23 protein-coding genes are annotated in these 25415 nt (G+C 74.7%); 13 read left to right on the top strand and 10 right to left on the bottom strand.

From position 1 onward, the window contains the following. Nucleotides 1–11: 11 nt before the first annotated feature. Entirely contained in the window at nt 12–1367 is a 1356-nt protein-coding gene (locus VF202_02645) for a UDP-glucose/GDP-mannose dehydrogenase family protein (GenBank protein HEX7038993.1), read from the top strand. A 91-nt stretch (nt 1368–1458) separates the two neighbouring features. Here VF202_02645 and VF202_02640 read toward each other — a convergent pair whose 3' ends face one another. Then, nucleotides 1459–3330 (bottom strand): tetratricopeptide repeat protein, encoded by a 1872-nt coding sequence (locus VF202_02640; protein HEX7038992.1) that lies wholly within the window; start codon nt 3328–3330, stop codon nt 1459–1461. A gap of 123 nt (nt 3331–3453) precedes the next feature. Here VF202_02640 and VF202_02635 point away from each other — a divergent pair, with 123 nt between their 5' ends. Together VF202_02635 and VF202_02630 are read left to right on the top strand one after the other, a co-directional pair. Then, nucleotides 3454–5067, top strand: a complete 1614-nt coding sequence (locus tag VF202_02635) for an S-layer homology domain-containing protein (GenBank protein ID HEX7038991.1) — start codon at nt 3454–3456, stop codon at nt 5065–5067. Nucleotides 5068–5136: 69 nt separating this feature from the next. Then, nucleotides 5137–6267 (top strand): S-layer homology domain-containing protein, encoded by a 1131-nt coding sequence (locus VF202_02630; protein HEX7038990.1) that lies wholly within the window; start codon nt 5137–5139, stop codon nt 6265–6267. Nucleotides 6268–6295: 28 nt separating this feature from the next. On the opposite strand, the gene VF202_02625 is transcribed toward VF202_02630, so the two are convergent. Further along, nucleotides 6296–8071, bottom strand: coding sequence for an Ig-like domain-containing protein (locus VF202_02625; protein ID HEX7038989.1), 1776 nt, complete (start codon nt 8069–8071; stop codon nt 6296–6298). 171 nt (nt 8072–8242) lie between these two features. Next, on the bottom strand, nt 8243–9655 hold the full coding sequence (gene gatB, locus VF202_02620) for an Asp-tRNA(Asn)/Glu-tRNA(Gln) amidotransferase subunit GatB (protein ID HEX7038988.1): 1413 nt from the start codon (nt 9653–9655) through the stop codon (nt 8243–8245). A gap of 41 nt (nt 9656–9696) precedes the next feature. On the opposite strand from gatB, the gene VF202_02615 reads away from it, so the two are divergent. After that, entirely contained in the window at nt 9697–10116 is a 420-nt protein-coding gene (locus tag VF202_02615) for a bifunctional nuclease family protein (protein ID HEX7038987.1), read from the top strand. 93 nt (nt 10117–10209) lie between these two features. Here VF202_02615 and dps read toward each other — a convergent pair whose 3' ends face one another. After that, a complete protein-coding gene (dps, locus tag VF202_02610) occupies nt 10210–10719 on the bottom strand; it encodes a DNA starvation/stationary phase protection protein Dps (protein ID HEX7038986.1) in 510 nt (169 codons plus the stop codon). Nucleotides 10720–10800: 81 nt separating this feature from the next. Then, entirely contained in the window at nt 10801–12036 is a 1236-nt protein-coding gene (locus tag VF202_02605; protein ID HEX7038985.1) for an alanyl-tRNA editing protein, read from the bottom strand. A 77-nt stretch (nt 12037–12113) separates the two neighbouring features. On the opposite strand from VF202_02605, the gene folE reads away from it, so the two are divergent. Next, nucleotides 12114–12716, top strand: a complete 603-nt coding sequence (gene folE / locus VF202_02600; GenBank protein HEX7038984.1) for a GTP cyclohydrolase I FolE — start codon at nt 12114–12116, stop codon at nt 12714–12716. 85 nt (nt 12717–12801) lie between these two features. Here folE and VF202_02595 read toward each other — a convergent pair whose 3' ends face one another. Further along, on the bottom strand, nt 12802–13575 hold the full coding sequence (locus VF202_02595; GenBank protein ID HEX7038983.1) for an HAD family hydrolase: 774 nt from the start codon (nt 13573–13575) through the stop codon (nt 12802–12804). Nucleotides 13576–13729: 154 nt separating this feature from the next. On the opposite strand from VF202_02595, the gene sdhC reads away from it, so the two are divergent. The 5 genes from sdhC (at nt 13730) to VF202_02570 (ending at nt 17891) form a co-directional block, all read left to right on the top strand. Then, complete coding sequence (gene sdhC, locus VF202_02590) at nt 13730–14089, top strand: succinate dehydrogenase, cytochrome b556 subunit (protein ID HEX7038982.1); 360 nt, start codon at nt 13730–13732, stop codon at nt 14087–14089. Beyond that, on the top strand, nt 14082–14537 hold the full coding sequence (locus VF202_02585; protein ID HEX7038981.1) for a succinate dehydrogenase hydrophobic membrane anchor subunit: 456 nt from the start codon (nt 14082–14084) through the stop codon (nt 14535–14537). Before sdhC ends, VF202_02585 begins: the two co-directional genes overlap by 8 nt. A 37-nt stretch (nt 14538–14574) precedes the next feature. Continuing rightward, complete coding sequence (gene sdhA, locus VF202_02580; GenBank protein ID HEX7038980.1) at nt 14575–16314, top strand: succinate dehydrogenase flavoprotein subunit; 1740 nt, start codon at nt 14575–14577, stop codon at nt 16312–16314. 72 nt (nt 16315–16386) lie between these two features. Beyond that, a complete protein-coding gene (locus tag VF202_02575) occupies nt 16387–17085 on the top strand; it encodes a succinate dehydrogenase iron-sulfur subunit (protein HEX7038979.1) in 699 nt (232 codons plus the stop codon). Between the two features lie 206 nt (nt 17086–17291). After that, on the top strand, nt 17292–17891 hold the full coding sequence (locus VF202_02570; GenBank protein ID HEX7038978.1) for a hypothetical protein: 600 nt from the start codon (nt 17292–17294) through the stop codon (nt 17889–17891). A gap of 61 nt (nt 17892–17952) precedes the next feature. On the opposite strand, the gene VF202_02565 is transcribed toward VF202_02570, so the two are convergent. The 3 genes from VF202_02565 to VF202_02555 all read right to left on the bottom strand — a co-directional run bounded on the left by VF202_02565 (nt 17953) and on the right by VF202_02555 (nt 22114). After that, on the bottom strand, nt 17953–20571 hold the full coding sequence (locus tag VF202_02565) for an ExeM/NucH family extracellular endonuclease (GenBank protein HEX7038977.1): 2619 nt from the start codon (nt 20569–20571) through the stop codon (nt 17953–17955). A gap of 23 nt (nt 20572–20594) precedes the next feature. Continuing rightward, entirely contained in the window at nt 20595–20972 is a 378-nt protein-coding gene (locus tag VF202_02560) for a Rid family detoxifying hydrolase (protein ID HEX7038976.1), read from the bottom strand. A gap of 143 nt (nt 20973–21115) precedes the next feature. Beyond that, nucleotides 21116–22114: a PP2C family serine/threonine-protein phosphatase gene (locus tag VF202_02555; GenBank protein HEX7038975.1), complete on the bottom strand. Its 999-nt coding sequence runs from the start codon at nt 22112–22114 to the stop codon at nt 21116–21118. A gap of 120 nt (nt 22115–22234) precedes the next feature. Here VF202_02555 and gatA point away from each other — a divergent pair, with 120 nt between their 5' ends. Next, nucleotides 22235–23569 carry an Asp-tRNA(Asn)/Glu-tRNA(Gln) amidotransferase subunit GatA gene (gene gatA / locus VF202_02550; GenBank protein ID HEX7038974.1) on the top strand — a complete coding sequence of 445 codons (1335 nt, stop codon included), beginning with the start codon at nt 22235–22237 and terminating at the stop codon, nt 23567–23569. A 12-nt stretch (nt 23570–23581) separates the two neighbouring features. Here the strand turns inward: gatA and VF202_02545 are convergent, their stop codons facing one another. Then, nucleotides 23582–24625, bottom strand: a complete 1044-nt coding sequence (locus VF202_02545) for a hypothetical protein (GenBank protein HEX7038973.1) — start codon at nt 24623–24625, stop codon at nt 23582–23584. A 303-nt stretch (nt 24626–24928) separates the two neighbouring features. Between VF202_02545 and rpmH the strand changes: the two genes are divergently transcribed. Together rpmH and rnpA are read left to right on the top strand one after the other, a co-directional pair. Beyond that, nucleotides 24929–25072 carry a 50S ribosomal protein L34 gene (gene rpmH / locus VF202_02540; protein HEX7038972.1) on the top strand — a complete coding sequence of 48 codons (144 nt, stop codon included), beginning with the start codon at nt 24929–24931 and terminating at the stop codon, nt 25070–25072. After that, the gene (gene rnpA / locus VF202_02535; GenBank protein ID HEX7038971.1) at nt 25069–25413 is read left to right on the top strand and encodes a ribonuclease P protein component; all 345 of its coding nucleotides are present in this window, start codon (nt 25069–25071) and stop codon (nt 25411–25413) included. The genes rpmH and rnpA overlap by 4 nt, the downstream gene beginning before the upstream one ends. Nucleotides 25414–25415: the final 2 nt, after the last annotated feature.

The following is a 25415-nucleotide window of genomic DNA, read 5'->3' as shown; positions in this document are numbered from 1 at the left end:
AGGAAGAAGCGGTGAACGTAACGATCATCGGCACCGGCTACGTCGGCCTGACCACCGGGACCGCGCTCGCCTACCTCGGCCACAGGGTCACCTGCGTCGACAAGCAGGAGCGCGTCGTGGAGGCCCTCGGCCGCGGCGAGCCCACGATCCACGAGGCCGGCCTCGCCGAGCTGCTGCAGGCCGTGAGCGGCAGCATCTCGTTCCGGACCGACATCCCGCCCCTGGCCGGCACGGGCGTCGTGATGATCGCCGTGGGCACGCCGTCGAAGGAGAACGGCGACGCCGACATGAGGTACGTCGACGCCGCCGCCAAGGACGTCGCCGACCTGATCCAGGAGGGCGCGCGGCTGGTGGTGGTGAACAAGTCCACCGTGCCCGTGGGCAGCGCCCGCCACGTCGAGGGCATCATCAAGCGGTGCCTGGAGGCGCGCGGGGTGACGGCCGCGGTGCACGTGGCGTCGAACCCCGAGTTCCTGGCCGAGGGCAAGGCGGTCCACGACACGTTCTACCCGGACCGCATCGTCATCGGCGCCGAGGACCCGTTCGCCGTCGGCCTGCTCCGCGAGCTGTACCAACCGATCCTCGAGCAGACGTTCGACCCGCCGCCGGGCACGCCGCGGCCCGAGCGCTACGAGCTGCCGCCGCTGATCACGACGTCGGCCACCAGCGCCGAGCTCACCAAGTACGCGGCCAACGCGTTCCTCGCCACGAAGATCAGCTTCATCAACGAGTTCTCCCAGCTCGCCGAGATGGTCGGCGCCGACATCACCGAGGTCGCCCGCGCCATCGGCCTCGACCAGCGCATCGGCCCGCGGTTCCTCCACGCCGGGATCGGCTGGGGCGGCTCCTGCTTCGGCAAGGACACGGCCGCCGTGCTCGCCCTGGCCGCGAGCTACGACTACACGATGCCCATCGTCCGCTCGGCGATCGAGGTCAACCGGCGACAGCGCCAGTTCATCGTCGAGAAGCTGCAGCACCACCTCAAGGTCCTGCGCGGCACGACGATCGGCCTCCTGGGGCTCGCCTTCAAGGGCAACACCGACGACCTGCGCGACTCGCCCGCGCTCACGCTGATCGAGCAGCTCGCCGACCGCGGCGCCATCGTCAAGGTCTACGACCCCGTGGCGATGGACAACGCCAGGCGCCTCCACCCGGACCTGCCCGTCGAGTACTGCCGCGACCCCGAGTGCCTGGCCGTGGGCTGCGACGCGCTCGTCCTCGTCACCGACTGGCCGCAGTTCAGGCAGCTCGACCTCGCCGCCCTGAAGCGGCGCATGCGCGGGACGCTCCTCCTCGACGCGCGCAACTACCTCCAGCCGCACGCCGTGAGGGCTGCCGGCCTCGACTACGTGGGCGTGGGTCGCTGAGGTCCGGTCCGCCCGGTAGCCGCGTGGCGGCCGCCCGAGCGCCGAGCCGTCCCGTCGCCGACCCGGGGCCGGCGGGCGCAGCGCGCGGCCCTCACCAGCCGGTGAACGTGCCGCCCGCCGGTACCAGCGCGGCGCGCACGCGTAGGCTCATCGGGTAGTAGGCGGCGACGTCGAGCGGGCGTCCCTGCTCGTCGTAGGCGTAGCGGGCGTCGAGCGGGCGTCCGGCTGCGTCGCGCAGCACGACGAGGACCTGGGCCATGCCCTGCGACCAGTCGATGGCCGCGGCGCCCTCCATGCCGGCCACGCTCTGCGCGGCGCTGACCACGCCCTCGCCCTCGAGGCGCAGCGCGCTCGGCTCGCTGCAGGCGGGACGCACCGTGATCAGGTCGTCTGGCACCAGGCACAGCTGCACGAGCACGGGGTCGTCGGTCGGCTTCTCGAGCAGCTCGACCTGCACGTGCAGGGTGCCCTGGCCGTAGGCGCCCAGGTCGCCCACCGCGGCGGCGGGCGCCTCCAGGAACGTGAAGGCCCCCTCGCCGCCCTGCTCCACGGGCCGCGGACTGATCGTCGCGTCGACGAGGGCCAGCGTCTGGGCGCCCCCCAGCCCCGGCGCGGGCCGTGGCGCGGGTGCGGGCGGCACCGCGGCGAGGCCATCTTCCCCGGGCTCCTCGGCGGGAGGCTCCTCGGCGACCGGGGGCTCCTCCTCCGGCTCCTCCGCCACGGGCGGCTCCTCGACCGGGGGCTCCTCCGGCTCCTCGGCGACCGGAGGTTCCTCGGCCGGCGGCTCCTCCGCGGGCTCCTCGGCCACGGGGGGCTCCTCCGCGGGAGGCTCGGCCACTGGCGGCTCCTCGGCGGGCTCTTCAGCCACTGGCGGCTCCTCGGCGGGCGGCTGGGCCTCGACGTCCTCCGGCTCCTCCGCCGGCGGCCCCGCGTCCTCCGGCCCCTCGTCCGCCGGACCCCCAGGAGCCGCGCCGGGCGGCTGGGCGCCCGGCGGCGCCAGCACCACCGGCGGCGCCTCGGCCTCGGCCGCCGCCTGCGCGGCCGCCTCCGCCTCGGCGGCGGCCTGCGCCTCCTGAGCCGCCTGGGCGGCGACGTCCGCGGCCTCGGCCGCGGCGTCGAGCCTGGCCAGCACCGCCTGCACCTCCGCGTCGCCCGGGTCCACCTCCAGCGCACGCTCCCACAGCCGCCGCGCCTCGTCGGCGCGGCCCAGGGCGGCGTTGGCCTCGGCGGCGCCCTTGATGGCCTCGACGAAGCCCGGGTCTCCCTGCATGGCAGCCACGTAGAGCGAGAGGGCGCCGGCCATGTTGTCCCGCGCGAACTCGCGCTCCGCCGCCAGGAACGCGTCGGCCGCGCCGAGGCCGTGCTCGGCGCCGAGGGCGGCCCTCTGCAGGGTCGGCCTGAGCTGCGGGTAGGTCTCGGCGGCGACCTCGAGCAGCGGTATCGCGCCCTCCACGTCGCCCGTCTGCAGCCGCGCCTGGCCCAGGTAGGTGACCGTGGTCAGGTCGTCGGGCACGAGGTCGTGGCTCGCCTCCAGCAGCTCCCGCGCCCTCTCCATGGCCCCGGCCGTGAACGCCTGGTAGCCGAGGACGAGCGCGGCGCGGGCCGCGTCGGCACGGGCGCGCGCGTCGAGCGTGCCGCCCAGCTCGAGGTAGGCCTGCCACGCCTCCCAGGTGCGCGACGTCCAGCCCGTGATCCCGTAGACCTGCGCCAGGAACCGCAGCGGCTCGAGTCGGTCGGGAGCCAGCGAGCGCGCGCGCTCGCCCTGCGCGATGGCCTCGCGCCACAGCGGCTGGTCGGGGAAGTGGGCCTCGTAGGTGGCCACGGCCTCGGCGGCGGCCGCCTGGCCGGCGCGCAGGGCCGCGGCGGCCTCCTCGGGCAGCGCGCCCTGAGCCAGCGCCGCGGAGAGGGCCCAGGCCAGCGCCAGCGCGGGCAGCGAGGCGTGTCTGAGCCGACGGTGGGACACGGGTAAAGGTTAGCGCCGTGCGTTCCGTAGACGGGTTCACATGGGGGAGGCCTAATCATGAGCGCATGACGCCGCCGGGCCCGGCGGCGGGATCGGCAGGTGCGGATGCGAAGGCTTCGACCGTTGACGGCCGCCTTGGCCGCCCTAGCGCTGCTGGCCATCGGCTCGAGCCAGGACGGTGGCGGGCCCGACTGGGGTCGCGAGGCGCTGGGGCAGCTGGGCGAGGCCGGTTTCGACCTCGGCTTCCCCGACGGCTCGTTCCTGGGCGAGGGCGCCGTGACCGGCTACCAGGCGGCGGTGCTCGTCGACAGGCTGCTGGCGCGCGCCGACGCGGCCACCGGCTGCACCGACGCCATGGCCGGGCTACCCGACACCGGTTTCGCGTTCAGCGACGTGCCGGAGGACCATTGGGCGGCCGGCGCCGCGGCGCGCGTGGCGGCGCTGGGCGTGCAGGAGGCGTTCCCCGACGGGCGCCTGAACGGTGACGAGTTCCTCACGGGCTTCCAGACGGCGGCGCTGATCGCCGGCGCGGTGTCGGCGATCGACGCCAAGGTCGGGTGCGGCGAGGCGAGCGTCGCCGACCGTCTCGGCGAGATGAGCGCCGAGGTCCAGTCGGTGCGGGCGGCCATCGCCGAGGGAGCGCTGCAGGGGCCTCCCGGGCCGCCGGGGCCTCAGGGCGAGACGGGCCCGCCCGGGCCTCCGGGACCGCCAGGCCCGCCCGGGGAGGCTGGCGCCGAGGGTCCCCCCGGGCCCGAGGGTCCCGCGGGACCTCCGGGTCCTCCTGGCCCGGCGGGAGAGCCCGGTCCCCCGGGCCCCGTCGGTCCTGCCGGGCCCGAGGGCCCAGTCGGCCCGGCGGGCGCGCCGGGCGAGGTGGGCGCCGCGGGTCCGCCCGGACCGCCCGGGCCTCAGGGCGAGGCGGGCCCGCCCGGTCCCGCCGGGCCGCCGGGGCCTCCCGGCGCCGACGGACGCGACGGGCTGGCGTGCTGGGACAGCGACGGCGACGGCCTGCCCAGCGAGGGCGAGGACGTCGACCTCGACGGGGTCGTCGGGGCGAGCGACTGCGTCGGTCCGCCAGGACCCCCCGGGCCGCAGGGCGATGAGGGACCCATGGGCCCGCCCGGACCGCCGGGGCCCGCGGGCGAGATGGGCCCGCCGGGTCCTCCCGGAGCGCCGGGGGCGCAGGGCGAGCAGGGCCCGCCCGGTCCGCAGGGCGAGCAGGGTCCGCCGGGCCCGCAGGGCGACCCGGGCCCGATGGGCCCTCCGGGTCCGCAGGGCGAGGCAGGTCCGCCTGGTCCGGCGGGGCCCGAGGGACCGCCCGGTCCCAAGGGCGACCAGGGCGAGGAGGGTCCGCAGGGCGAGGAGGGTCCGCCGGGTCCGCGTGGTCCCGAAGGCCCGCCAGGTCCCAAGGGCGACAAGGGAGACCCGGGCGAGGACGGTGAGCCTGGCCCGCCGGGACCCAAGGGCGACCAGGGCGAGGCGGGCCCCGAGGGTCCGCCCGGTCCGCCCGGTCCTCCCGGACCGCAGGGCGAGCCGGGCGTGTGCGAGTGCCCCGAGGCCCTGAGCCAGCCGGGAGCGACGGTGGCGTCTGCGCCCGCGCCGGGCCACGCCGACGCATTCGCCGTGATCGGGACGGTCCAGGCCGCCTGCGCCGCCGGCGGCCTGCCGCCGGGCGTCGACTACGTGATCGAGCCGCTGCCGAGCCTGGAGCTCACCGCGCGGGGGCCGGGCGGAGGTTAGCGGCCCGGGGACGCGAGAGCGCGCGCGGGCGGCACATCGGCCCGCGCGCCGCTTCCTCTACCCTGGGCCATGCGTGCGAGGTTCACGGGCAGGCTCCTACCGACGGCGCTCCTCCTCGTCCTGGCCACGTTCGGCCTGACCCAGGGCGACGTCCAGTGGGGCCGCGACGCCGTGCGCGGCCTCGGCGAGAAGGGCGTCGACGTCACCTTCCCCGACGGCTCCTTCCTCGGCGGGGGCTCGCTCACGGGCTACCAGGCCGCGGTGCTCGTCGACCGCATGCTCTCCCGCGTCGACGCCGCCACCGGCTGCCCCGACCAGCTCGTGGCCGGGCCCGACCAGGGGTTCGGCTTCGCCGACGTGCCCGCGGACCACTGGGCGCGCTCCTCGGTGGAGCGCGTCGCGTCGCTCGGCGTGGGCGTCGCGTTCCCGTCGGGCGAGTTCCACGGCGACGCGTTCCTCACCGGCTACCAGACGGCGCTGCTCCTCGACAGGGCCCTGGACCTCGCGATGGAGAAGGTCGTCTGCGGCGAGGAGAGGCTGTACGAGCGCGTCGACGCGCTCGGGAGCCGACTCCAGGCCGTGCTCGACGCCATGGCCGCCGGCGAGTTCGTCGGCCCCGCGGGTCCGCCCGGCCCGCCCGGACCGGCGGGCCCTCCCGGCGTCGCGTGCTGGGACGTCGACGGCGACGGGCAGGCCGGCCCGGGCGAGGACCGGGACGGCGACGGGGTCGTGAGCGTCCGCGACTGCCGCGGTGCCGACGGGGCGCCGGGTCCCGCGGGTCCCCCGGGACCGCCGGGGCCCCCGGGCGAGCGCGGGCCGCTAGGTCTCCCGGGAGCGCCCGGAGCGCCGGGCGAGCAGGGTCCGCCAGGGGAGCCCGGCGAGGCGGGCCCGCCCGGCCCGCCCGGACCGCCCGGTCCGGCGGGCGAGCCCGGCACGGCCTGTTGGGACCTCGACGCCGACGGCGCGCCCGACCTCGGCGAGGACCTCGACGCCGACGGCGTGGTGGGCGTCCTCGACTGCCGCGGCGAACGGGGCCCGGCCGGCCCGCCCGGACCGCAAGGTCCGCCGGGCCCGCCCGGACCGCAGGGTCCGCCGGGACCAGAGGGCCCCCCTGGTCCGCAGGGTCCGCCCGGCCCCGAGGGCCCGCCGGGTCCTCAGGGACCGCAGGGTCCGCAGGGACCGCCCGGCGACCCCGGCTGACCGCCGAGGCGTCCGCGGTTCGAGCGCCCTACTGCAGCGTGATCGTGAAGTAGCGCGGCTCCGACCGCGCCGGTCCGCCGCCCGCCCCGCCCGAGTCCCGCAGCACGACCTCGAACGTCGCGGACCCGGTCCCGAAGCCGGTGAACCGCAGCGTCCCCTGGCCGTCTATCGAGGGCGCCGGGAAGAACGGCGGCCTGTCGCCCTCGTGCCAGTTCACGAGGAACCGCAGGCCCTGGCCCGCCTCGTCCTCGCCGCCCCCTGGCGAGACGTCGTGGGCGAACCCCTCCACCGTCACCGCCTGGCCGGGCCGAGCGCTCACCGTCTCCTGCAGCAGCGCGAACGAGGGCGGGTCGTTGACGGGCGCCACGGCGACGGTCACGGTCGCCTCCTCGCTGACGGCGCCCAGCTCGTTCCTGACGCGGTAGGTGAAGCCGTAGGGCCTCACGTCGTCGGGCCCCGGACGGAACACGAACGAGCCGTCGGGGGCGAGGTCGACCTCGCCGTGGCCGTCGGCCGCCACCAGCTCGACCTCGACCTCGCCGTCCGCCGCGTCGTTCGCCAGCACCCCGGGCGCGGGCACGCTCAGGTCGGCGTCCTCGGCCGTCGCGTACTCGTCCGGCGCCGCGCGGGGAGGCGGCACGAGCGCGAGGCCCACCTCGGCGGCGGGTCCGGCCACGTCGTGGGCGCCGCGCACCCGGTACGAGAACGTCACGTTCTCGGGCGGACGAGCGGGCGGGGAGTAGCTGAACGACCCGTCGGCGCCGAGATGGAGCTGGCCCGGGCCCGCGAACTCCACGAGCTCGACGCGAGCCGTCCCGCCGACCTCGTCGTTGGCCAGCACGCCGGGCGCGCCGACGTCGTAGGCGCTGTCGGCCCTGACCGCGAAGTCGTCCGGCACGGCCACCGGCGTCACGGCGGCGATCACCGCCACCGACGCGGCGCCGCCGAGGTCGGCGACGCAGAAGCGCTGGCTCGTCTCGCAGTCCCCGGCCAGGCCGAGTACCCGGGCGGCGTCAGGGTCGACCGGGGCCGCGTTCACGCTGACCTGCAGGGTGCTCCCGGCCGTGTAGGTGAAGCCGAGGAGGCAGTCGGCGTCGGGGCGCACCTGGCAGGCGTCGTGGCCCCTGTCGTCGGGAGGGGAGAAGGTCACGCTCACGGGGGCGTCGCCGTCGAGGCTCAGGCGCAGCACGTGGGCGCGGAAGAGGGCCTCGACGCTGATGTCCTCATCCACGGTGAGGAGGCACTCGGGCGTCGGCGGGCACGGCTCCCCGAAGCCGGCGAACGCGAGGTCGCCGTCGACGCCGGCCAGGGAGGCCTCGGACCCCGGCTCGAAGCCCACCACGCAGTCCTCGCTGCAGGTGACGGGTCCGGCCGGCCCCTCGACAACGACCGTGCCGGGCCCGTCGACGTCCACGGTCAGGCGCGCGCCGGGCAGCGCGGCGACGGGACCGGCCTCCTGGACCACGTGCTCGCCGGGGCCGCCCGGGCCGACGGCGGCGACCGCGTAGGCGTAGGCGACGCCGGGCTCGGCGGTGTAGTCGGCGTGCTTCCTGGCGGCTCCGGGCACGCGCGCGAGCTCGGTCATCCCCTCGCCGGCGGGGGCGCGGTAGACGACGAACCCGGAAGCGCCCTCGCCCCCCGACCACGCGACCACGACCCCCGCCGGCACGGCGGTGACGGTGACCGCGGTGACCGGCCCGGGCTGGGTGCCGGGCGCGGCGCACGAGGACAGCCAGAGGGCCGCGGCCAGCGCCGCGGACGCGCGGCCGAGCCGCTGGACGGGGCGCTGCGCGCGCTGGAGCACGTGTCATACCTCCCTGGGTCGTGCGCCTGGCGTGTGCCTACGGGTCCAGGGTAGCGGCGGACCGCTTGGCTCTCGATGAGAGGGTCTAGCCCCCGACCGCCGCGCCGCGAGACGCGTCCCATCGGCGGAGGCGCCGCGGGCGCCGGCCATCGGGCAGCCTCTCGTCGAGCGCTATCCCCCCAGCAGCCTCTCCTCGAGCAGGCGGCGGGCGAGGTCGGGCTTGGCGGTGCCGCGGGTGGCGCGCATCACCTCGCCGAGCAGGGCGTTGAGCGCCCTGGGGTTCACCCTGACGCGCGCGACGAGCTCGGGGTTCGCCCTCACGACCTCGTCGACCACGTCGCCCAGCTCGCCCTCGTCGCTCACCTGCGCGAGGCCGCGCGCGTCCACGAGGGCCTCCGGGTCGGCGCCGGCCAGGACCTCGCCCAGCAGGCCCTTCGCCGTGGGTCCCGACACCCTCCCCTCCTCGACGAGCGAGACGAGCTTGGAGAAGCCCTCGGTCGGGAACGTCTCCGGGTCGAGGGAGCGTCCCGCGGACGCCAGGGCGCCGGCGACGTCGACGGTGAGCCAGGCCGCCAGGGCCTTGACGTGCCCGGGGGCGGCCAGGACGGCGTCGTCGAACACCCGGGCGGCGGCCGGGTCGTAGGCCAGCAGGCGCGCGTCCTCCGCCCGCAGGCCCAGGCCCTCGTAGCGCTCCGCCCGCTCGGCCGGCAGCTCCGGCAGCGCCGCGGCGAGCTCCCGTATCCGACCCGTCAGGTCGATGCCGGGCAGGTCGGGGTCGGCGAGGTACCGGTAGTCCTCCGAGCCCTCCTTCACCCGCAGCGTGTAGGTGCGCTGGCCGCCCTCGTTGAAGCCGCGCGTCTCCTGCACGACCGCGCGGCCGGCCTCCAGCACCCGCCGCTGCCGCCGCGCCTCGAACGCGACGGCGGACGCGACGTTGCGGAAGGAGTTGAGGTTCTTGACCTCGACCTTCGTGCCGGGCCCGCCGTCATCGCCCCTGAGCGAGACGTTCACGTCGGCGCGCATCTTGCCCTCCTCGGGCGAGGCGTCCGAGACGCCCGTGGCGCGCGCGATGGCCTGCACCTCCTCGAGGAACGCCCGCGCCTCCTCCGGCGAGGCGATGTCCGGCTCGGTGACGAGCTCGACGAGCGGGGTGCCGGCGCGTCCCAGGTCGACGAGCGAGTACGGGGCGTACGGCGGGTGCACCAGCCGCCCCGCGTCCTCCTCGAGGTGGCAGTGCGCGATGCGCACGACCTTGCCAGAGGGCAGCCTCACGCCGCCGCCGCGGCCGATGGGCAGGGCGTGCTGGCTGATCTGGTAGTTCTTCGGGGAGTCGGGGTAGAAGTAGTGCTTCCTGTCGAACCGCGCCGCCGGGGCCACTTCGGCGCCCAGCGCCAGCGCGAAGGTGACGGCCAGGTCGAGCGCCCGCTCGTTCACGACGGGCAGGGTGCCTGGCAGGCCGAGGCAGACGGGGCAGACGTTCTCGTTGGGCTCGCCGCCCTCGACGTCGGCGGGGCAGGCGCAGAAGAGCTTGGTGGCGGTCCTCAGCGCCAGGTGCACCTCGAGACCGACCACGGGCTCGAACATGGGCTCAGAGTGTACCCAAGCGCCCGGGCTATCATGCCGCCATGGTCAAGGTGGAGCTGGAGGAGATCGCCGTCTCCGGGGACGAGAACCAGTTCCTGGCCTTGCTGAAGAGCGGGGAAGGCGAGATCCTCCCCATCGCCATCGACGCCATGCAGGCGATCTCGATCGCGGCGGGTCGCTCGAACGAGAAGCTCGAGCGCCCGCTCACCCACGACCTGTTCGTCTCGGTGCTGGAGCTGCTCGGCGTCCAGATCGCGCGCGTCGAGGTCACCGACCTCGTCGACGGCACGTACTACGCGATGCTGATCCTCGAGCGGGGCGGCGTGCGCTTCGACGTCGACGCCCGTCCGTCGGACGCGCTGGCGCTGGCGGTGCGCGTCAAGGCGCCCGTCTACGTCGCCAAGCACGTGCTGGAGCAGAGCGCGCTGCGCGACGAGTTCGGCGGCGGCGCCGAGGCCTGAGCGCGGGCCGAGCGGCAGCGGTCCGGTGCGCGGCGCGGCGACCCGGGCGTCCCGGCCGAACACCGGGCGCGGCCACCCGCGCGCCGCGCAGACCTACCCCTGCAGGTGCGACTCGACGAAGTAGAGCTGCAGGTCGGCCGCGCGCGAGGCCTCGGTGAAGAGGTCGACGGTCGTCGGGTCGCCGAGCCGCTCCGCCTCTTCGATCGCCTCGCGCAGCGCGCCGCAGTACTGGGCCAGGCGCTCGCGCACCGCCTCGAGGTGCTCCCGGCCCTCCACCAGCCCTTCCGGGTACTCCGCGAGCCGCGACGCCGCGGACGCCAGGCGCGCGGTGCCGAGCGCGACCCCGCCCAGGGTCGCGGCGCGCTCGGCGATCTCGTCGACGAACGGGAGCACGGCCTCGGCGACGCCGTCGAAGAGCTCGTGGAGCTGCATGAAGTCCGTGCCCTTGACGTTCCAGTGCGCCTGCTTCGCCTGCGAGTAGAGGTCGAAGGTGTCGGCCAGCATCTGGTTGCAGAGCGCCACCAGCGCGCCGCGCTCCTCCTCGGGCAGGTCGATCCGCGTGGCGAAGAGCTTCTCCTGCTTGGCCCCGGTCTTCGTCGCCATGTCGCCTCCCACGGACGCGGACCCGGGTCCGCGTCCCTCACCGCACGGTAGGCGGGCCGGCGATGAGATGCGGTGACGGGCTCAGCCGCGCAGCGCGGCGACGGCCGCAGCCATGGCCTCGCCCAGGCGGCCCCGGTCCGGCCCGGCGCCCTGTGCGCGGTCCGGACGGCCGCCGCCCCGTCCGCCCAGGACCTCGAGGGCGGCCGCGAGAGCCGGCCTCACGTCCACGTCCGCCCCCGGCCCGGCGAGGAACGACAGCCGCGCCGCGCCTCCCCCGCGCGACGCGAGGAGGGACACGCACGCGGGCTCGCCCTGCAGCCGCTCCACGAGCGGCTCGAGGAGGGCCGCGTCGCCCTCCTCGAGGGCGTGCGCCAGGAGCCTGACGCCGCCCGGCAGCTCGTCCCGCGCGCCCCGCAGCAGCGCGTCGGCCAGGCCGTCGGCGAGGCGGGAGCGGGCGCGGCCCAGCTCGTGCTCCAGCTCGCCCACGCGGTCGAGGAGCGCGCGCACCCGCTCCGGGTGGTCGGCCGGCGGGGCGCTCAGGAGCGCCGTGAGGCCGCTGGCCACCGCGTGCTTGAGGGCGTGGTCGGCGAGCGCCTCCGCGCCGGCCCTGAACGTCACCCGCGTGAGGCCGCCGCGCACGCGCTCGAGGCCCATGACCTTCACGGGCAGCGCCTCGGCGCTGTTCCTCAGGTGCGTGCCGCCGCAGGCCACGAGGTCGTAGTCGCCGACGGCGACGAGCCGCACCAGGCCGCGCACCTTCGGCGGCCGGCGCAGGCGGTAGTGGCTCAGCATCCCCTCCGGCACCTCGAACGCCAGCACGGGCAGCGCGCGCCGGGCGGCGGCGTTGACCTCCTCCTCGGCGGCGGCAAGCGCCTCGTCGTCGGGCTCGCCGGTGAGGTCGAGGGTGCAGTCGGGCCCGCGCATGCTCACCGAGCGGGTGTGGTAGCCGGGCTCGCCGCCTTCGTCCGCCGCGCCGCGGGCGGCTCCCACGCGCATGAAGGCCTGCGAGAGCATGTGCTGGGCGGTGTGGCGCTGCATGTGGGCGTAGCGGCGCTCCCAGTCGACCTCGCCGACCACCGCGTCGCCCACGGCGGGCGCCTCGCCCGGCTCGAGCAGGTGCCAGACCTCCTCGCCCCGCGCCTCGACGTCCACGACCTTGCGCCCGGCGAGGAGCCCGGTGTCGTGGGGCTGCCCCCCGGCCGTGGGGTAGAAGGCGGAGCGGTCGAGGCGCACCCAGGCGCCGCCGTCCGCCGTCTCGACGGCGGTCACCGTGGTCTCGAACCGCGTCAGGTAGCTGTGCAGCCTGTCGAGTCGCACGCCCACAAGAGTAGCCCGCGGCCCTGCGTACACCGGCGAGGGTGGGGATGAGCGACGTGGGCTAGCATGACAGCCCAGTGAGAGAAACCAGGGTGGACTTCGGACGCGTCGACGACTTCGACGAGGTGGGCGAGACCAGCCTCGAGCCCCTCATCGCCCAGCTCATCACGGTCCTCGGCGAGGACGTCACGCGCGAGGGCCTGCGGAGGACACCGCAGCGCGTGGAGCGCTCGCTGAGGTACCTGACCAGCGGCTACGCCCAGGACCCCAAGCAGGTGATCAACGGGGCCCTGTTCAAGGCCGAGAGCTCGGAGATGGTCGTGCTGACCGGCATCGAGTTCTACTCGCTCTGCGAGCACCACATGCTGCCGTTCTTCGGCACGGCGGCCATCGGCTACGTGCCCGGCGACAGGATCCTCGGCCTGTCGAAGTTCGCCCGCGTGATCGACGTCTTCGCCCGGCGCATGCAGGTGCAGGAGCGCATGACCGCGCAGATCGCCGACGCCCTCGAGGAGATCCTCGAGCCGCAGGGGGTGGCCGTCGTCACCCGCGCCAGCCACCTGTGCATGATGATGCGCGGCGTCGAGAAGCAGGGCTCCGTCACCGTGACGAGCGCGATGCGCGGCATCTTCAGGGAGGACGCCCGCACCCGCCAGGAGTTCATGCAGGCGATCGGCTAGCGGCCGCCGGCGGGGCCCTGCGCGTCGCCGGCCCGCCGGTCCGCGCGGTGGCTGCTCGCCGCGCCGGCGCCCGAGGGCGCCGGCCTCAGAGGGCGTTGGCCCGCAGCCACTCGGCCACGCCGCCCGCCTCGGGCGCGGCGACGCGCTCGTGCGCGACGGCGAGGGCCTCGGGGTGCGCCTCGGGACCCACCGCCACGGCGTGGCCGGCCCAGCTCAGCATGCTGACGTCGTTGAGGCCGTCGCCGAAGGCCACGACGTCGTCGCGGCGGACGTCGAGGAGCTCCGCGATCCGCGCCAGGGCCGAGCCCTTGTCGCCGCCGGTGGGCACGACCTCGAGCCAGCCGTCCCCCCAGGCGTAGCGCACGAGGTGCGGGTGGCTGCGCGCGACGTGGGCGTCGACCTCGGCGCAGCGTCCGTTCGCGTGGAAGACGACCTTGTCGGCCGCCAGCTCGAGGCCCGCGGCGTAGCGGGCGACGACGCGTCCCTGGGCGTGGGCGTGCAGCCAGCGCTCGTGGGCCGGGTCGCGCACGTAGATGTGGTCGTCCACGACGCAGGAGAACTCGAGCTCGGCGTCGGCGAGGAACGCCCCCAGGATCGCGCTCACCTCGTCCTCCCGCAGGCGCTTGCGGTCGATGAGCGACCCGTCGGGGGCGAGGATCGTCGAGCCGTGGTTCACGGCGTACGGCCTGTCGACGGCGAGGCGCTCGAGGTACCCCCTGGCGGCCACCAGGGGCCTGCCGGTGAGGACCGTGACGTGGTGGCCCGCGGCGCGCGCGGCGCTTATCGCGTCGGCGACGTCGTCGGGCAGCGTGAAGTCGTCCGCGACGAGCGTCCTGTCGAGGTCGAAGGCGAGGAGCATCCGCAGCAGGTTACCCCGTCCGAGCGGCTTCCCAGGCAGCGCAGGCCGCGTTGTCTCGCTCGGCTCTCCTGCCGTCGGGGACGGCTCCGGAGGCGGGTGTACGATACCCAGGGCGCCTCTACGAGGCGGTCGGCTCGCTCGTACGGAGGTTGGCATGTACCGAGGCCGCGAGGGCCAGTGGGCGTACTTCCTGCACCGCATCTCCGGTGTCGCACTGGCGCTCTACCTGCTGCTGCACGTGTTCGACATCAGCCTGGTGATGTACGGGCCCGAGGGCCCCTTCAACGACTTCCTGCTCTTCTACCACCAGTGGCCGTTCCGCATCGGCCTGATCCTGATCATCGCGGGCGTCGTCTACCACGCCCTCAACGGGCTGCGGATCATCCTCCTCGACTTCACGCCGTGGGCGATCCGCTACCAGCGCGTCATGTGGTACGGCGTCCTCGGCATCACCGTCGCGATCGGCATCCCGGTGCTCATCAAGATCGTCCCCGAGATCATCGGAGGTGCCTGAGGTGGCGGTGGACGCCCGCACGACCGGGGCGGCGCGCCCGCGCACTCTGCGCGAGGCGCGGTCCGCCTACGCCACGAACAGCGAGCTCGCCTGGTGGGTGTTCATGCGCATCAGCGGGTTCCTGCTGGTCTTCCTGGTCTTCGCCCACGTGTTCGTGAACAACATCGTCACCAACGCCGGCACCATCGACTACGACTACGTCGCCGAGCGCCTGGCGCAGCCGGCGGTGCGGGTCATGGACTCGTTCCTGCTCGGCCTGGCGCTGCTGCACGGGACGAACGGCCTGCGCTACGTCGTCGACGACCACATCAGGCGCCCGCAGGCGCGCTTCTGGGTCAAGGCCGTCCTCTACACGGTTGTCTTCGCCGTCTTCGTCGTCGGGGTCATGACGCTCTGGACGTACACCTTCGACGAGATGGGCGAGGCCGTGAGGAACCTCGGCCAGTGAGCCGGCGCGCCGCGGGGCCTCGGCCGAAGAGGGGTAGATGAGCGACTTCCACAGGTTCGACGTCATCGTCGTGGGCGCCGGCGGGGCCGGTCTGATGGCCGCGCGCTACGCGGCGCAGCACCCCGGGGTCTCCGTGGCCGTCATCTCGAAGCTCTACCCGACCCGGTCGCACACCGGCGCGGCGCAAGGCGGCGTGGGGGCGGCGCTCGGCAACGTCAGCGAGGACCACCCCGAGTGGCACGCCTTCGACACCGTCAAGGGCGGCGACTACCTCACCGACCAGGACGTGGCCGAGGTCTTCGCGCACGAGGTCATCGAGGCCGTCTACGAGCTCGAGCACATGGGCCTGCCCTTCAGCCGGCTGCCCAACGGCAAGATCGCGCAGCGCAAGTTCGGCGGGCACACGCGCGACCACGGCAAGGCCGCCGTGGAGCGCGCCTGCTACGCCGCCGACCGCACGGGCCACATGATCCTGCAGACGCTCTACCAGCAGTCGATCAAGGACGACGTGCGGTTCTTCAACGAGTTCCACGTCCTCGACCTGATCATCGAGGGCGGGGCCTGCCGCGGCGTCGTCGCCTACGAGCTGGCGACGGGCACGCTGCACACGTTCCTCGCCAAGGCCGTGATCATCGCGACCGGCGGCAACGGGCGCATGTTCAAGGTCACCTCGAACGCGCACGCCCTCACCGGCGACCTCATCAGCATCGCGTTCCAGCGCGGCATCCCCATCGAGGACCCGGAGTTCTACCAGTTCCACCCCACGGGCCTCTACAAGCTGGGGGTCCTGCTCACCGAGGGCGCGCGCGGCGAGGGCGGGATCCTGCGCAACGCCGAGGGCGAGCGGTTCATGGAGCGCTACGCCCCCACGATCAAGGACCTCGCCCCCCGCGACATGGTCAGCCGCGCGATGTACCTCGAGATCCGCGAGGGGCGCGGCGCGGGGCCGAACAAGGACTACATCCACCTCGACCTCACGCACCTCGACCCGCACATCATCGAGGAGCGCCTGCCCGACATCACCGAGTTCGCGCGCATCTACCTGGGCGTCGACCCGGTGAAGGAGCTCGTGCCGATCCAGCCGACCGCGCACTACAACATGGGCGGCATCCCCACGACGATCGACACGAACGTGATCCTCGACGGGGACAACACCGTGCTGCCCGGGCTCTACGCCGCCGGGGAGGTCGCCTGCGCCAGCCTGCACGGCGCGAACCGCCTGGGGACGAACTCCCTCGGCGACCTCCTCGTGTTCGGGCGGCGCGCCGGGCGCAACGCCGCGGCCTTCGCCGCTGCCGCCGAGTTCGGCACACTGCCCAGGGACGTCAAGGACCGCGCCCGTGAGATGGTCGACAGGGCGCTGAACGGCCCGCGTCAGGAGCGCGTATCGCAGCTCCGCAGCGAGCTGCAGGCGTCGATGATGGACAACGCCTCGGTCTTCCGCACGCACGAGACGCTCACGGCGCAGGCGGAGAAGCTCGCGGAGCTGGAGCAGCGCTACCGGCTCATCGGCGTGGAGGACAAGGGCAGGGTCTACAACACCGAGCTGATGGAGGCCCTCGAGCTCGGCTTCCTGCTCGACAACGCCAAGCTGCTGGTGCACGCCGCCCTCAACCGCAAGGAGTCGCGGGGCGCGCACTCCCGCGAGGACTACCAGGAGCGCGACGACGCCAACTGGCTCAAGCACACCCTCGTGCACAAGGACGAGGGCGGCCTGCGCATCAGCTACAAGCCCGTGACGCTGGGCCGCTACGAGCCCAAGCCCCGCGTCTACTAGGAGCGTCATGCGGAACCCGACAGCGTCAGCAGCGAGGTCGCGCCCTGGACGGCGCGGCCGTTAGGGAGCACCATGCAGATCACGGTTCGCATCAAGCGCTTCGACCCCGAGGCCGACAAGCGGCCCCGCTGGGAGGAGCACCAGCTCGACGTCGACCCGAACGAGCGGGTCCTCGACGTCCTCCATCACATCAAGTGGGAGCGCTCCGGCAGCCTGTCGTTCCGGCGGTCGTGCGCCCACGGCATCTGCGGCTCCGACGCCATGCTCATCAACGGCACCAACCGGCTCGCCTGCAAGGTGCTGGTGAAGGACCTGGGACCGCGGATCACGGTGGAGCCGCTGCCGGGCCTGCCGGTCCTCAAGGACCTCATCGTCGACATGGAGCCGTTCTTCGACGCCTACAGGGCGGTGCTGCCCTACTTCATCAACGACGAGGCGCCGCCGGCGACGGAGCGTCTGCAGAGCCCCGAGGACCGCGAGCGCTTCGACGCGACCACCAAGTGCATCCTGTGCGCCGCCTGCACGTCCTCCTGCCCGGTCTTCTGGACGAACGGGCGCTACATCGGTCCCGCCGCCATAGTCAACGCGCACCGCTTCATCTTCGACTCGCGCGACAGGGGCTCGGCCCAGCGGCTCGCGGTGCTGAACGACCTCAACGGCGTGTGGCGCTGCCGCACCGCCTACAACTGCACGGAGGCCTGCCCGCGCGGCATCCCCGTGACGCAGGCCATCGAAGAGGTCAAGCGCGAGATCCTCTACCGCCGCGCCTGAGGCGCGCTAGCCTCTCGGCATGGCGAGGGAAGGGCGGGCCGCGGCGCTCGAGGTGAGGCCGCTCACGCCGCCCGCTCCGGGACGGTCCGGCCAGCGAGGCGCCGGCGGCCACGGACCGGTCCCGAGACCCCTGCGGCTGGGGGCGGACGAGCCTCTGAGCCGCCTCATGAGAGGTCCGTCTAGGCTCGCACCTGCGGAGGTGAGGCATGGCTGCAGGACGGGACGGGTCCGCCACCGGAGACCCCGCCGCCCACGAGCGTTTCGCGGCGGAGTGCTTCAACGCCTGCTGGGAACTGATGGAGAAGGCGGAGCGCACCGCGCAGGACGACGAGGAGATGCTGCTGCTGGCGCACGCCTCGCTGTGGCACTGGACCAGGCGGCCCGACTACGGCGTGGCCAAGCGCGCCATCGGTCACTGGCAGCTGTCGCGCGTGAACTGCCTGCTGGGCCGCGCCGAGCCCGCCCTGGCGCACGCGCGGCTCGCGCTGGAGGCGGCCAGGGACCTCAACGCCCAGCACGCGACAGCCCTCGCCGCCGACATGCCTCCCGTGGCTACCGACACGGTCCCTGCCGGGGTGCGGGACGACGCGCCGCCCTCCCGTCCGCCGGAGGACGAGCCCGCCTACCTGCTGGGCTGCGCCCACGAGGCGCTGGCCCGCGCCCACGCCCTGAGCGGCGACCTCGACAGGGCCGAGTTCCACCGGGCCGAGGCGTGGCTGCTGGCCCACCAGGTGGAGGACGAGGAGGCGCGGGACCGCCTGCTCGGCGACCTGGGCGAGCTGCGCGACGCCCAGGCGGCCGACTGAGGGCGGGCCGGACGCCGAGAGCCAGGGGGCCCGCCCCTGGGGCGCCCCGGACGACCTCCCCTCAGGGAACCGTCGAGTCGAACAGCGGCCCGTCGTCGACCGCCGCGCCGTCGCGTCCCCGTCCGCGGGGCACCGCGACCCTCACCGCGACCGCGTCGCCCTCCGGGTCGGGCACGCCGACCGCGACGAGCACCATGCGGTGGTTCGCGGGCCAGAGCTCGGGGACGCTCGGGGACGCCGCGTCGCACCTGGGCGAGGCGTTGAGCTCGAGGCCGACGATCACGGGGTCGTGGTCGGAGGAGCGGTACGGGTCGGGCGCGTACAGCGCGTCCTGGTTCGGGAGCTTGAACGTCGTGTCGTAGTCGATGAGGTCGACCTCGTCGGCGTTGATGTGCCAGGCCGTCGTGCCCGTCACCTGCGGCGCGAGGCTCGCGCTGGCGAGGGCGTGGTCGAGGTAGCCGAGCTGGCCGTCGAAGACGTACGTGTACGCCCCCTCCCCGATGTGCTCCCGCAGGAGGTCCACGTAGCCCGCGGCGGTGAGCGCCGCGATCGGGTCCTCCGCGGCGTAGGAGTTGAGGTCGCCGAGCAGCAGGAAGTCGGGGTCGCCTGAGCCGGTAGGGTCGGTCCCGAGCCACTCGAGGAGGGCGAGGGCCCCCAGCAGGCGCGTGACGCTGCAGCTGCCCTGGACCGGGTCGTCGTCGCCGGGTCCGCAGCCGTCGCCCTTGCTCTTGAGGTGGTCGACGACGACGGTGAAGCGTCCGCCCGCCGCGTCCTCGAACGTCTGCGCCAGCGCGGCGCGGTTGCGGTCCTCGCCCGTGTCGTTGGGGTCGAGGAACGCCGGGTCGTCGAGCACCGCCGGCGCCCCCACGGGCGTGAGGGCAGCCGGCCGGTAGACCAGCGCGACCCTTATCACGTCCGTGCCGACGGGCCCACCGGCGTCGACGTAGGCGTACGTCCCCGCGCCCGCGGCCGCGTCGAGCGCGCCGACGAGGTCCTCCAGCGCGCCCTGGTCGCGGTCGTTCTCGATCTCGATGAGGCCGACCACGTCGGCGTCCAAGGCGGTGAGCGCGGCGACGATCTTCGCCCGCTGACGCTCGAACTCCTCGGGGTCGTCCGCGCCGCGGCAGTCCTCGTCGCCGTCGGGGCCGCAGACCGAGCCGAAGTCCTCGAAGTAGTTCAGGACGTTGAACGCGGCCGCGCGCACCGAGCCGCCCACGGGGTCGGGCGCTTCCGGCCGCGGGTTGGCGGCGGCGTGGACGGCGCCCTGCGTCGGCTGCACGCGGTAGAGGCCGAAGGCGAAGTCGAGGACGCCGGTCACGCCCTGGAGCGTGTCGCCGCCGCGGAACAGGTTGCCCAGGTCGAAGACCGCGCCGTTCGGGTGCCTGGCGGGGTCGGGGTTCTGGCGCCCGCGGCCGTCGTCGAGGACGATGCGCGAGCGCGCGATGAGGTCCCGGAGGCCCGCGATCGCCGGGTCGTCCGGCCCGAGCAGCGCGGTCGGCTGGCGCGGCCTGCCGCCGTCGACGGGCGCGGAGAGCACGACCTCGCCGAAGCGGTCGAAGTCGAAGTACTCGGCGACGTACAGCTCCTGCGGGAAGGTCACGCGCATGCCCTCGAGCGCCTCGAGGTCGTCGAGGCTCTCCACCGGCAGCTCGACGGACGCGGCGGCGGGGAGCTCCACGCCCGCGCCGCAGACGACGACCGACGACACGGACGAGAGCTGGGTCAGGCCGTGGAACTCGCCCGCCCGGCCGGTCACCCGCACCCTGTCGCCGACCACCACGTCGACCGCGGCCCCGAAGACGTAGACGCCCTCTGAGGTGGCCGCGTCGCCGTCCTGGTCCTCAGCTTCTTCCTGGACGAAGAAGCCGCCGAGGTCGGTCCCGAAGACGTCGCCCTCCTCGTCGGGGAGGTCCTGGAAGTCGCCCACGACGACGCCCTCGATCGTCACGACGCTCCCGCCCAGCGGCGTCGCCTCGCCTGGCCCCTGGACGGCGCTGACGGGCGTGAGCTCGGCGGGCTCCTCGCAGGTGGCCGGGTCCGTGTCGTCGCCCCCGTCGCCGTGGCGGCCGAGCCCGTCGAAGGTGCCGGTCGCGAAGCCCTCCCACTCGGCGCTCGGGTCGAAGGCGTCGGTCGGGTCGTCGTCGCCGGCGGTCACGTCGGCCTTGCGGCGCAGCGTGTTGTCCTGGGTGCTCGCGAGGACGGCGCCCCACTGGGAGCCAGGGTCTGACCCCACCTGCCCGATCGCGTCGATGACGGTCCCGCCCCGGCGCAGGACCACGGCGTCGTCGCCGTTGAACCAGCCGGCGCCGTTCGTCTGGTCGGCCACGGCGAGGATCGCCGGGTCGGCGGACGCGTGGGCGAGCACGTGGACGTCGCCGGCGGCGACGGTGCCCGTCAGGGGGATCGTCAGCCCGGCCGCGGAGCTGCCGTTGAAGAACACCTGCACGTCGTAGCGGCCGGCCGCCAGGTCGACGTCGGAGCCCGTGCCGTTGAAGACCTCGAGCGCCTTGTCGTTCGAGGAGCCCTCGACGTACTCGCTTATGAGCAGCTCGGCGGCCGCCAGGGCGACCCGCAGGGACGCCTCCTCGGCCGCGGCGTTCGCGGACGGGTTCGTCACCTCGGAGCAGGCGACGGGCAGGAGCAGCAGGACGCCGAGTACGACGCGGGCGGGTCGCTCCATCGGGACCGGGAGCCCCGCGCGGCCTACGGCACGCGCGCCACGAGCTCCACCTCCACGGCGGCGCCCCGGGGCAGGTCAGCCACCGCCACGGTGGTGCGCGCCGGCGGCTCGCCGGGGAAGTGGGCGCCGTAGACGCGGTTGAACTCGTCGAAGCTCGCCATGTCGGTGAGGAAGCAGGTGGCCTTGACCACGTGCTCGAAGCCCGTGCCCGCCGCCTCGAGCACGGCGGCGAGGTTGCGCATGACCTGCTCCGTCTGCTCCGCGACCGAGCCCCCGACGAAGCTGCCGTCTGGGCGCAGCGCGACCTGGCCGGCCGTGAACACGAGGTCGCCCACCCTGACGGCCTGCGAGTAGGGACCCACCGCTGCCGGCGCTCCTGTCGTGGTGATCGTCTGGCGCATGCCGGGAGCCTAGCAGGGAGGGAGGCCCGGCGGTGCGGGCGGGCGCGGCGCCCGTGTCAGGGGTGGGGCGGGGGCCCCGGTCATCGAGCGTCGAGGCTCCCGCGGACCGGCGCTCGAGGCGCACGCGGCGCGCCGGCCGGCGCTCAGAGCGCGAGCAGCACCACCAGGAGCACGAACAGCAGCGCGGAGCCCAAGACCCAGCCGCGGTACGGGTACCACGGGTGCCGCCTCAGGCGCGCCAGCGGGCCGTTCGGCGGGTAGCCGTCCTCCACCTGCCTGATGCCCGACATCGTGTCGCCGATCGCGACCGTCGCGACCTCGAGCTGGTTCGCAGGCAGGTCGTAGCGCTTGTGGCGCGGCACGACCTCCCTCACCTGGAGCACGACGGCGGTGACGTTGTCGGGGCTGCCGCGGTCGTTCGCCTCGCGCAGCAGCCGCCGCACGGCCTCCTCGGGCGGGCTCTCGGCCACGACCTGCGCCATCAGCGCCTCGGGCAGCAGCATGCTCACGCCGTCCGAGACGAGGAGCAGGCGGTCGCCGCGGCGCACCTCGAAGTGGAGGACGTCGAGCCGGAAGCGCGGCGTGGCGCCGATGGCGTTCGTGATGACGTTGCGGTAGCGGTGCCGGCTCGCCTCGTCCTCGGAGAGTAGGCCCTGCCGCACGCGGTCGGCCACCCAGGAGTGGTCGTCGGTGAGCCGCAGGAGCTGCCCCTCGCGCAGCAGGTAGGCGCGGGAGTCGCCCACGTGGCCCACGAGGCCGACCTGGTCGTCGACGAGCACGGCGGTGAGCGTGGTGCCCATGCCCCTGTGCTCGGGGTGCTCGAGAGCGTGGTTGTAGACCTCGACGTTCGCCGCCTGCGCCGCGCGCGCCAGCGCCACGGGCGCGTGCGCCCGGCTGCGCTGCAGCGTCTCCACGAGGACCTCGACGGCGCGGCGGCTGGCGAGCTCTCCGGAGATGTGCCCGCCCATGCCGTCCGCCACGGCGCCGAGGTAGCCGTGCGGCCCGACGCGGCCGCAGAAGTACGCGTCCTGGTTCAGGCTGCGCACGCGTCCGGGGTCGCTGGCGCCGGCGCCCACGACGACGGTCTCGCCGCGCGGCGCGGCGGACGCGCCGTTGGGCCTGGGTGCCAGCGCCGAGCTCATGCGCCCTCGATGATACCAGCGCGGCCGTGAGAGACGGTGCGTCCACGACGCGCAGGATGCCGTCCTGGACGGCTCTCCCGGGGTGCCGGGGCGGGGCGCGGGGCTGGTATGCTGCCGCGCGTGTCTGAGGCGGTCGAGCGGTCCCTGGCGGCGGCGGCGGAGTCGCAGTCGCGCACGAACGCGTTCCTGGCCCTGGCGCCGGAGCGGGCGCGGGCGTCCGCCGCGGCGGTCCGCCCCGACGCGCCCCTGGCCGGCGTGCCCGTGGCCGTGAAGGACAACATCTGCGTCGCTGGCCTGCCCGCCACGGCGGGGTCGCGCGCGCTCGAGGGCTTCGTGCCGCCCTACACCGCGACCGTGGTCGAGCGGCTCGAGGCGTCCGGGGCCGTCGTGGTGGGCAAGACGAACCTCGACGAGTTCGGCATGGGCTCGACGAACGAGAACTCGGCGTACGGGCCGGTCCTCAACCCCCACGACCCCGGACGCGTCGCCGGCGGTTCGTCGGGCGGGTCGGCGGCCGCCGTCGCCGCGGGCGTAGTGCCGCTGGCCCTCGGCAGCGACACGGGCGGCTCGGTCAGGCTGCCGGCGGCGTTCTGCGGCGTAGTGGGCTTCAAGCCGACGTACGGCGCGCTGTCGCGCTACGGCCTCATCTCCTACGCCAGCTCCCTCGACCAGGTGGGGATCGTCGCCCGCGACGTGGGCGTGGCGCGGCGGGCTTTCCACGCGATGCGGGGCCCGGACGAGCTGGACCCCACCAGCCGCGAGCCGGGCCCCGCCCCGGCCTCCACCGGGCGGGTGGCGGTGCTGCGCGAGCTGTCCGGCGAGGGCATGTCGCGGGACGCGCTCGAGGGCCTGGCGAGGGCCAGGTCGGCGCTGGCGGAGGCCGGTCTCGAGGTCGTGGAGGTGAGCGTCGCGGCGGTCGAGTACGCGGTGGCCGCCTACTACCTGATCGCGACCGCGGAGGCCGCCAGCAACCTGTCGCGCTACGACGGCGCCACGTTCGGCGCCAGGGTCGGCGACCCCGCCGAGGGCCAGGCGGCGGTGAGCGCCCGCACGCGCAGCGCCCTGTTCGGTCCCGAGGTGAAGCGCCGCGTGCTGATGGGCTCGTTCGCGCTCTCCGCCGGCTACCGCGACGCCTACTACGGGCGCGCCGTGAGGGCCAGGGGGCTGGTCGCCGCCGGCCTCGCCGCCGCGCTCGCGGGCGTCGACGCCCTGCTGACGCCCACGGCCGTGAGCACGGCCTACCGCCTGGGGGAGAAGCTCGCCGACCCCGTGGCCATGTACGCCGGCGACGTCGCCACCTGCCTCGCGAACCTGGCGGGCCTGCCGGCCGTGAGCGTCCCGGCCGGGGCGGGAGACGACGGTCTGCCCGTGGGCGTGCAGCTGATCGGCGCGCGCTGGTCGGACGACGCGCTGCTGGACCTCGCCGAGCGGCTGTCCGGCGCGCTGGCGGCCTGAGCGCCGGGCGGGTCAGTCCGCGGCCGCGGCCCGCAGGCCCGCGCGCTGCTCGATGTAGTCGACGAGCCGGGGGAACGGGTCGAAGCCGACGACGTCGGGGGCGTTCGCCACGAAGTTCGAGAGGGCGTTGACGTCGTAGTAGTAGACCTCGCCGTCCCTGTCGTTCACGAGGTACTCGACGCCGCCCACCTCGATGTGGGCCGCGCGGGTCAGGCGCAGCACCGTGTCGATCGCCTCGCGCGGGGGCGAGTACCCCTCGACTGGCACCCACTCGTCGACGCTGCCCACGGCGCCGGCGGCCTCGCCGGGCGCGGTGACGACGGTCGCGACCTGAGGGGCTGCGACGGCCCGGACCGGAGCGGCGCCGGCGGCCTCGCCCGGGGCCGGCAGGCGGCAGTAGTCGGCGGGGCAGAGGTTGAACGACGTGGGCGACTCGAGCCGCAGCCTTATGGCGTAGAGGAACCTGCCGCCCAGGACCTCGACGCGCACGATGCTCGCGTCGCGGGCCGGCAGGTGCTCCTGGACGATGCCGACGTGGTCGAGGCCGAGGTCGATCGAGCCGTCCTCGCTCGCCCGGCGCAGCTCGTCCGGCGTCTCGAAGCGCCTGATCCCGGCGCCGCTGCCGCCGACGTTCGGCTTGACCAGCACGGGGAAGGTGAGGCCCTCCGCCGCGTCCGCGGCCTGCGACGGGTGGTTGATGACCCTGGCCCGCGGGTGGCGCACGCCGAGGCGCGCCATGAGCTGCAGCTGCCGCGCCTTCGAGAACTCGTACCTGTAGGCCGCCAGGCCGTTGATCACCTGGGCGCCGACGGCGTCGAGGTGCGCGAGGTACTCGAGGGTGTAGGGGATCGCGTTGGCGTGACCGCGCGTGAACGCCGAGGGGCTCATCCTGTTGACGATGAGGTCGTGCGTCGGGCGCGTCTCCAGGGGGTCGAACGAGTGGGAGTGGGCGAGGATCCTGTCGAACGCGATGCCCCGGCGGGCCAGCTCGTCGAACAGGGGCTCGAACCAGACAGGGTGCTCGTAGAAGACGCCGATCCTCGGCGAGGCCGTCATGCGCACCTCCTCCGTCCCTCGGGGCGGATGCGCGAAGCTAGCAGGCGCCCGGCCGCGCGCGTGTCTCGCATGACGCCCACGCCGGCGCGGCGCCCCGCGGGGCGGCGACCCGACCTGCAGACACGCCGGTGCGTGTGATATGCTTCTCCGGCTTGACCGTCCGCCGCCGCGCCGGCGGGGTCCCCTGCGGGCGCCAGCGCTCTCGCCCGAGCGCCCGCCGGGAGGAGAAGAGCACGCCAAGCGACCGAGCGGAGGCGCCTCACAGGCAGGCGGTCCTGCCGCCGGGCCGTCCGAGGAGCAGATATGAAGCGCACGTACCAGCCGAACCGCCGCAAGCGCGCCAAGACGCACGGCTTCAGGGCGCGCATGGCGACGCCAGCCGGCCGCCGCGTCCTCGCCCGCCGCAGGGCGAAGGGCCGCAAGCGCCTGACGGTCTCCGATCGCTGACGCAAGGCCCCAGGCTGCGTTCGCTGAAGTCGGAGCGCGACTTCCAGCGGCTGGTCAGGGGACGGGCGTCCGGCAGCAGGCACGTGACGGTGCGCGTGCGCGAGACCCGTACGGGAGAGGTGAGGGTCGCGATCGTCGTCAGCCGCAAGGTCGGCAAGGCAGTGGTCCGCAACCGCGTCCGCCGCAGGCTGCGCGAGGCGCTCCTGGCGCTGCTGCGGGAGGGCGGTTCCAGACCCTCGTTCGACGTCATGATCGTCGCCAAGCCGTCGGCGGCGGAGGCGTCCTTCGCCGACCTCAAGGCGTCGCTGCGGACGGCGCTGGCGCGCGGGGGCGCGGCGTGAGC

The organism is Trueperaceae bacterium (genome assembly GCA_036381035.1).
GTDB lineage: Bacteria > Deinococcota > Deinococci > Deinococcales > Trueperaceae > DASRWD01.
Note: the sequence above shows the minus strand (reverse complement) of the source record. Positions and strands in the feature narration are given on the sequence as shown.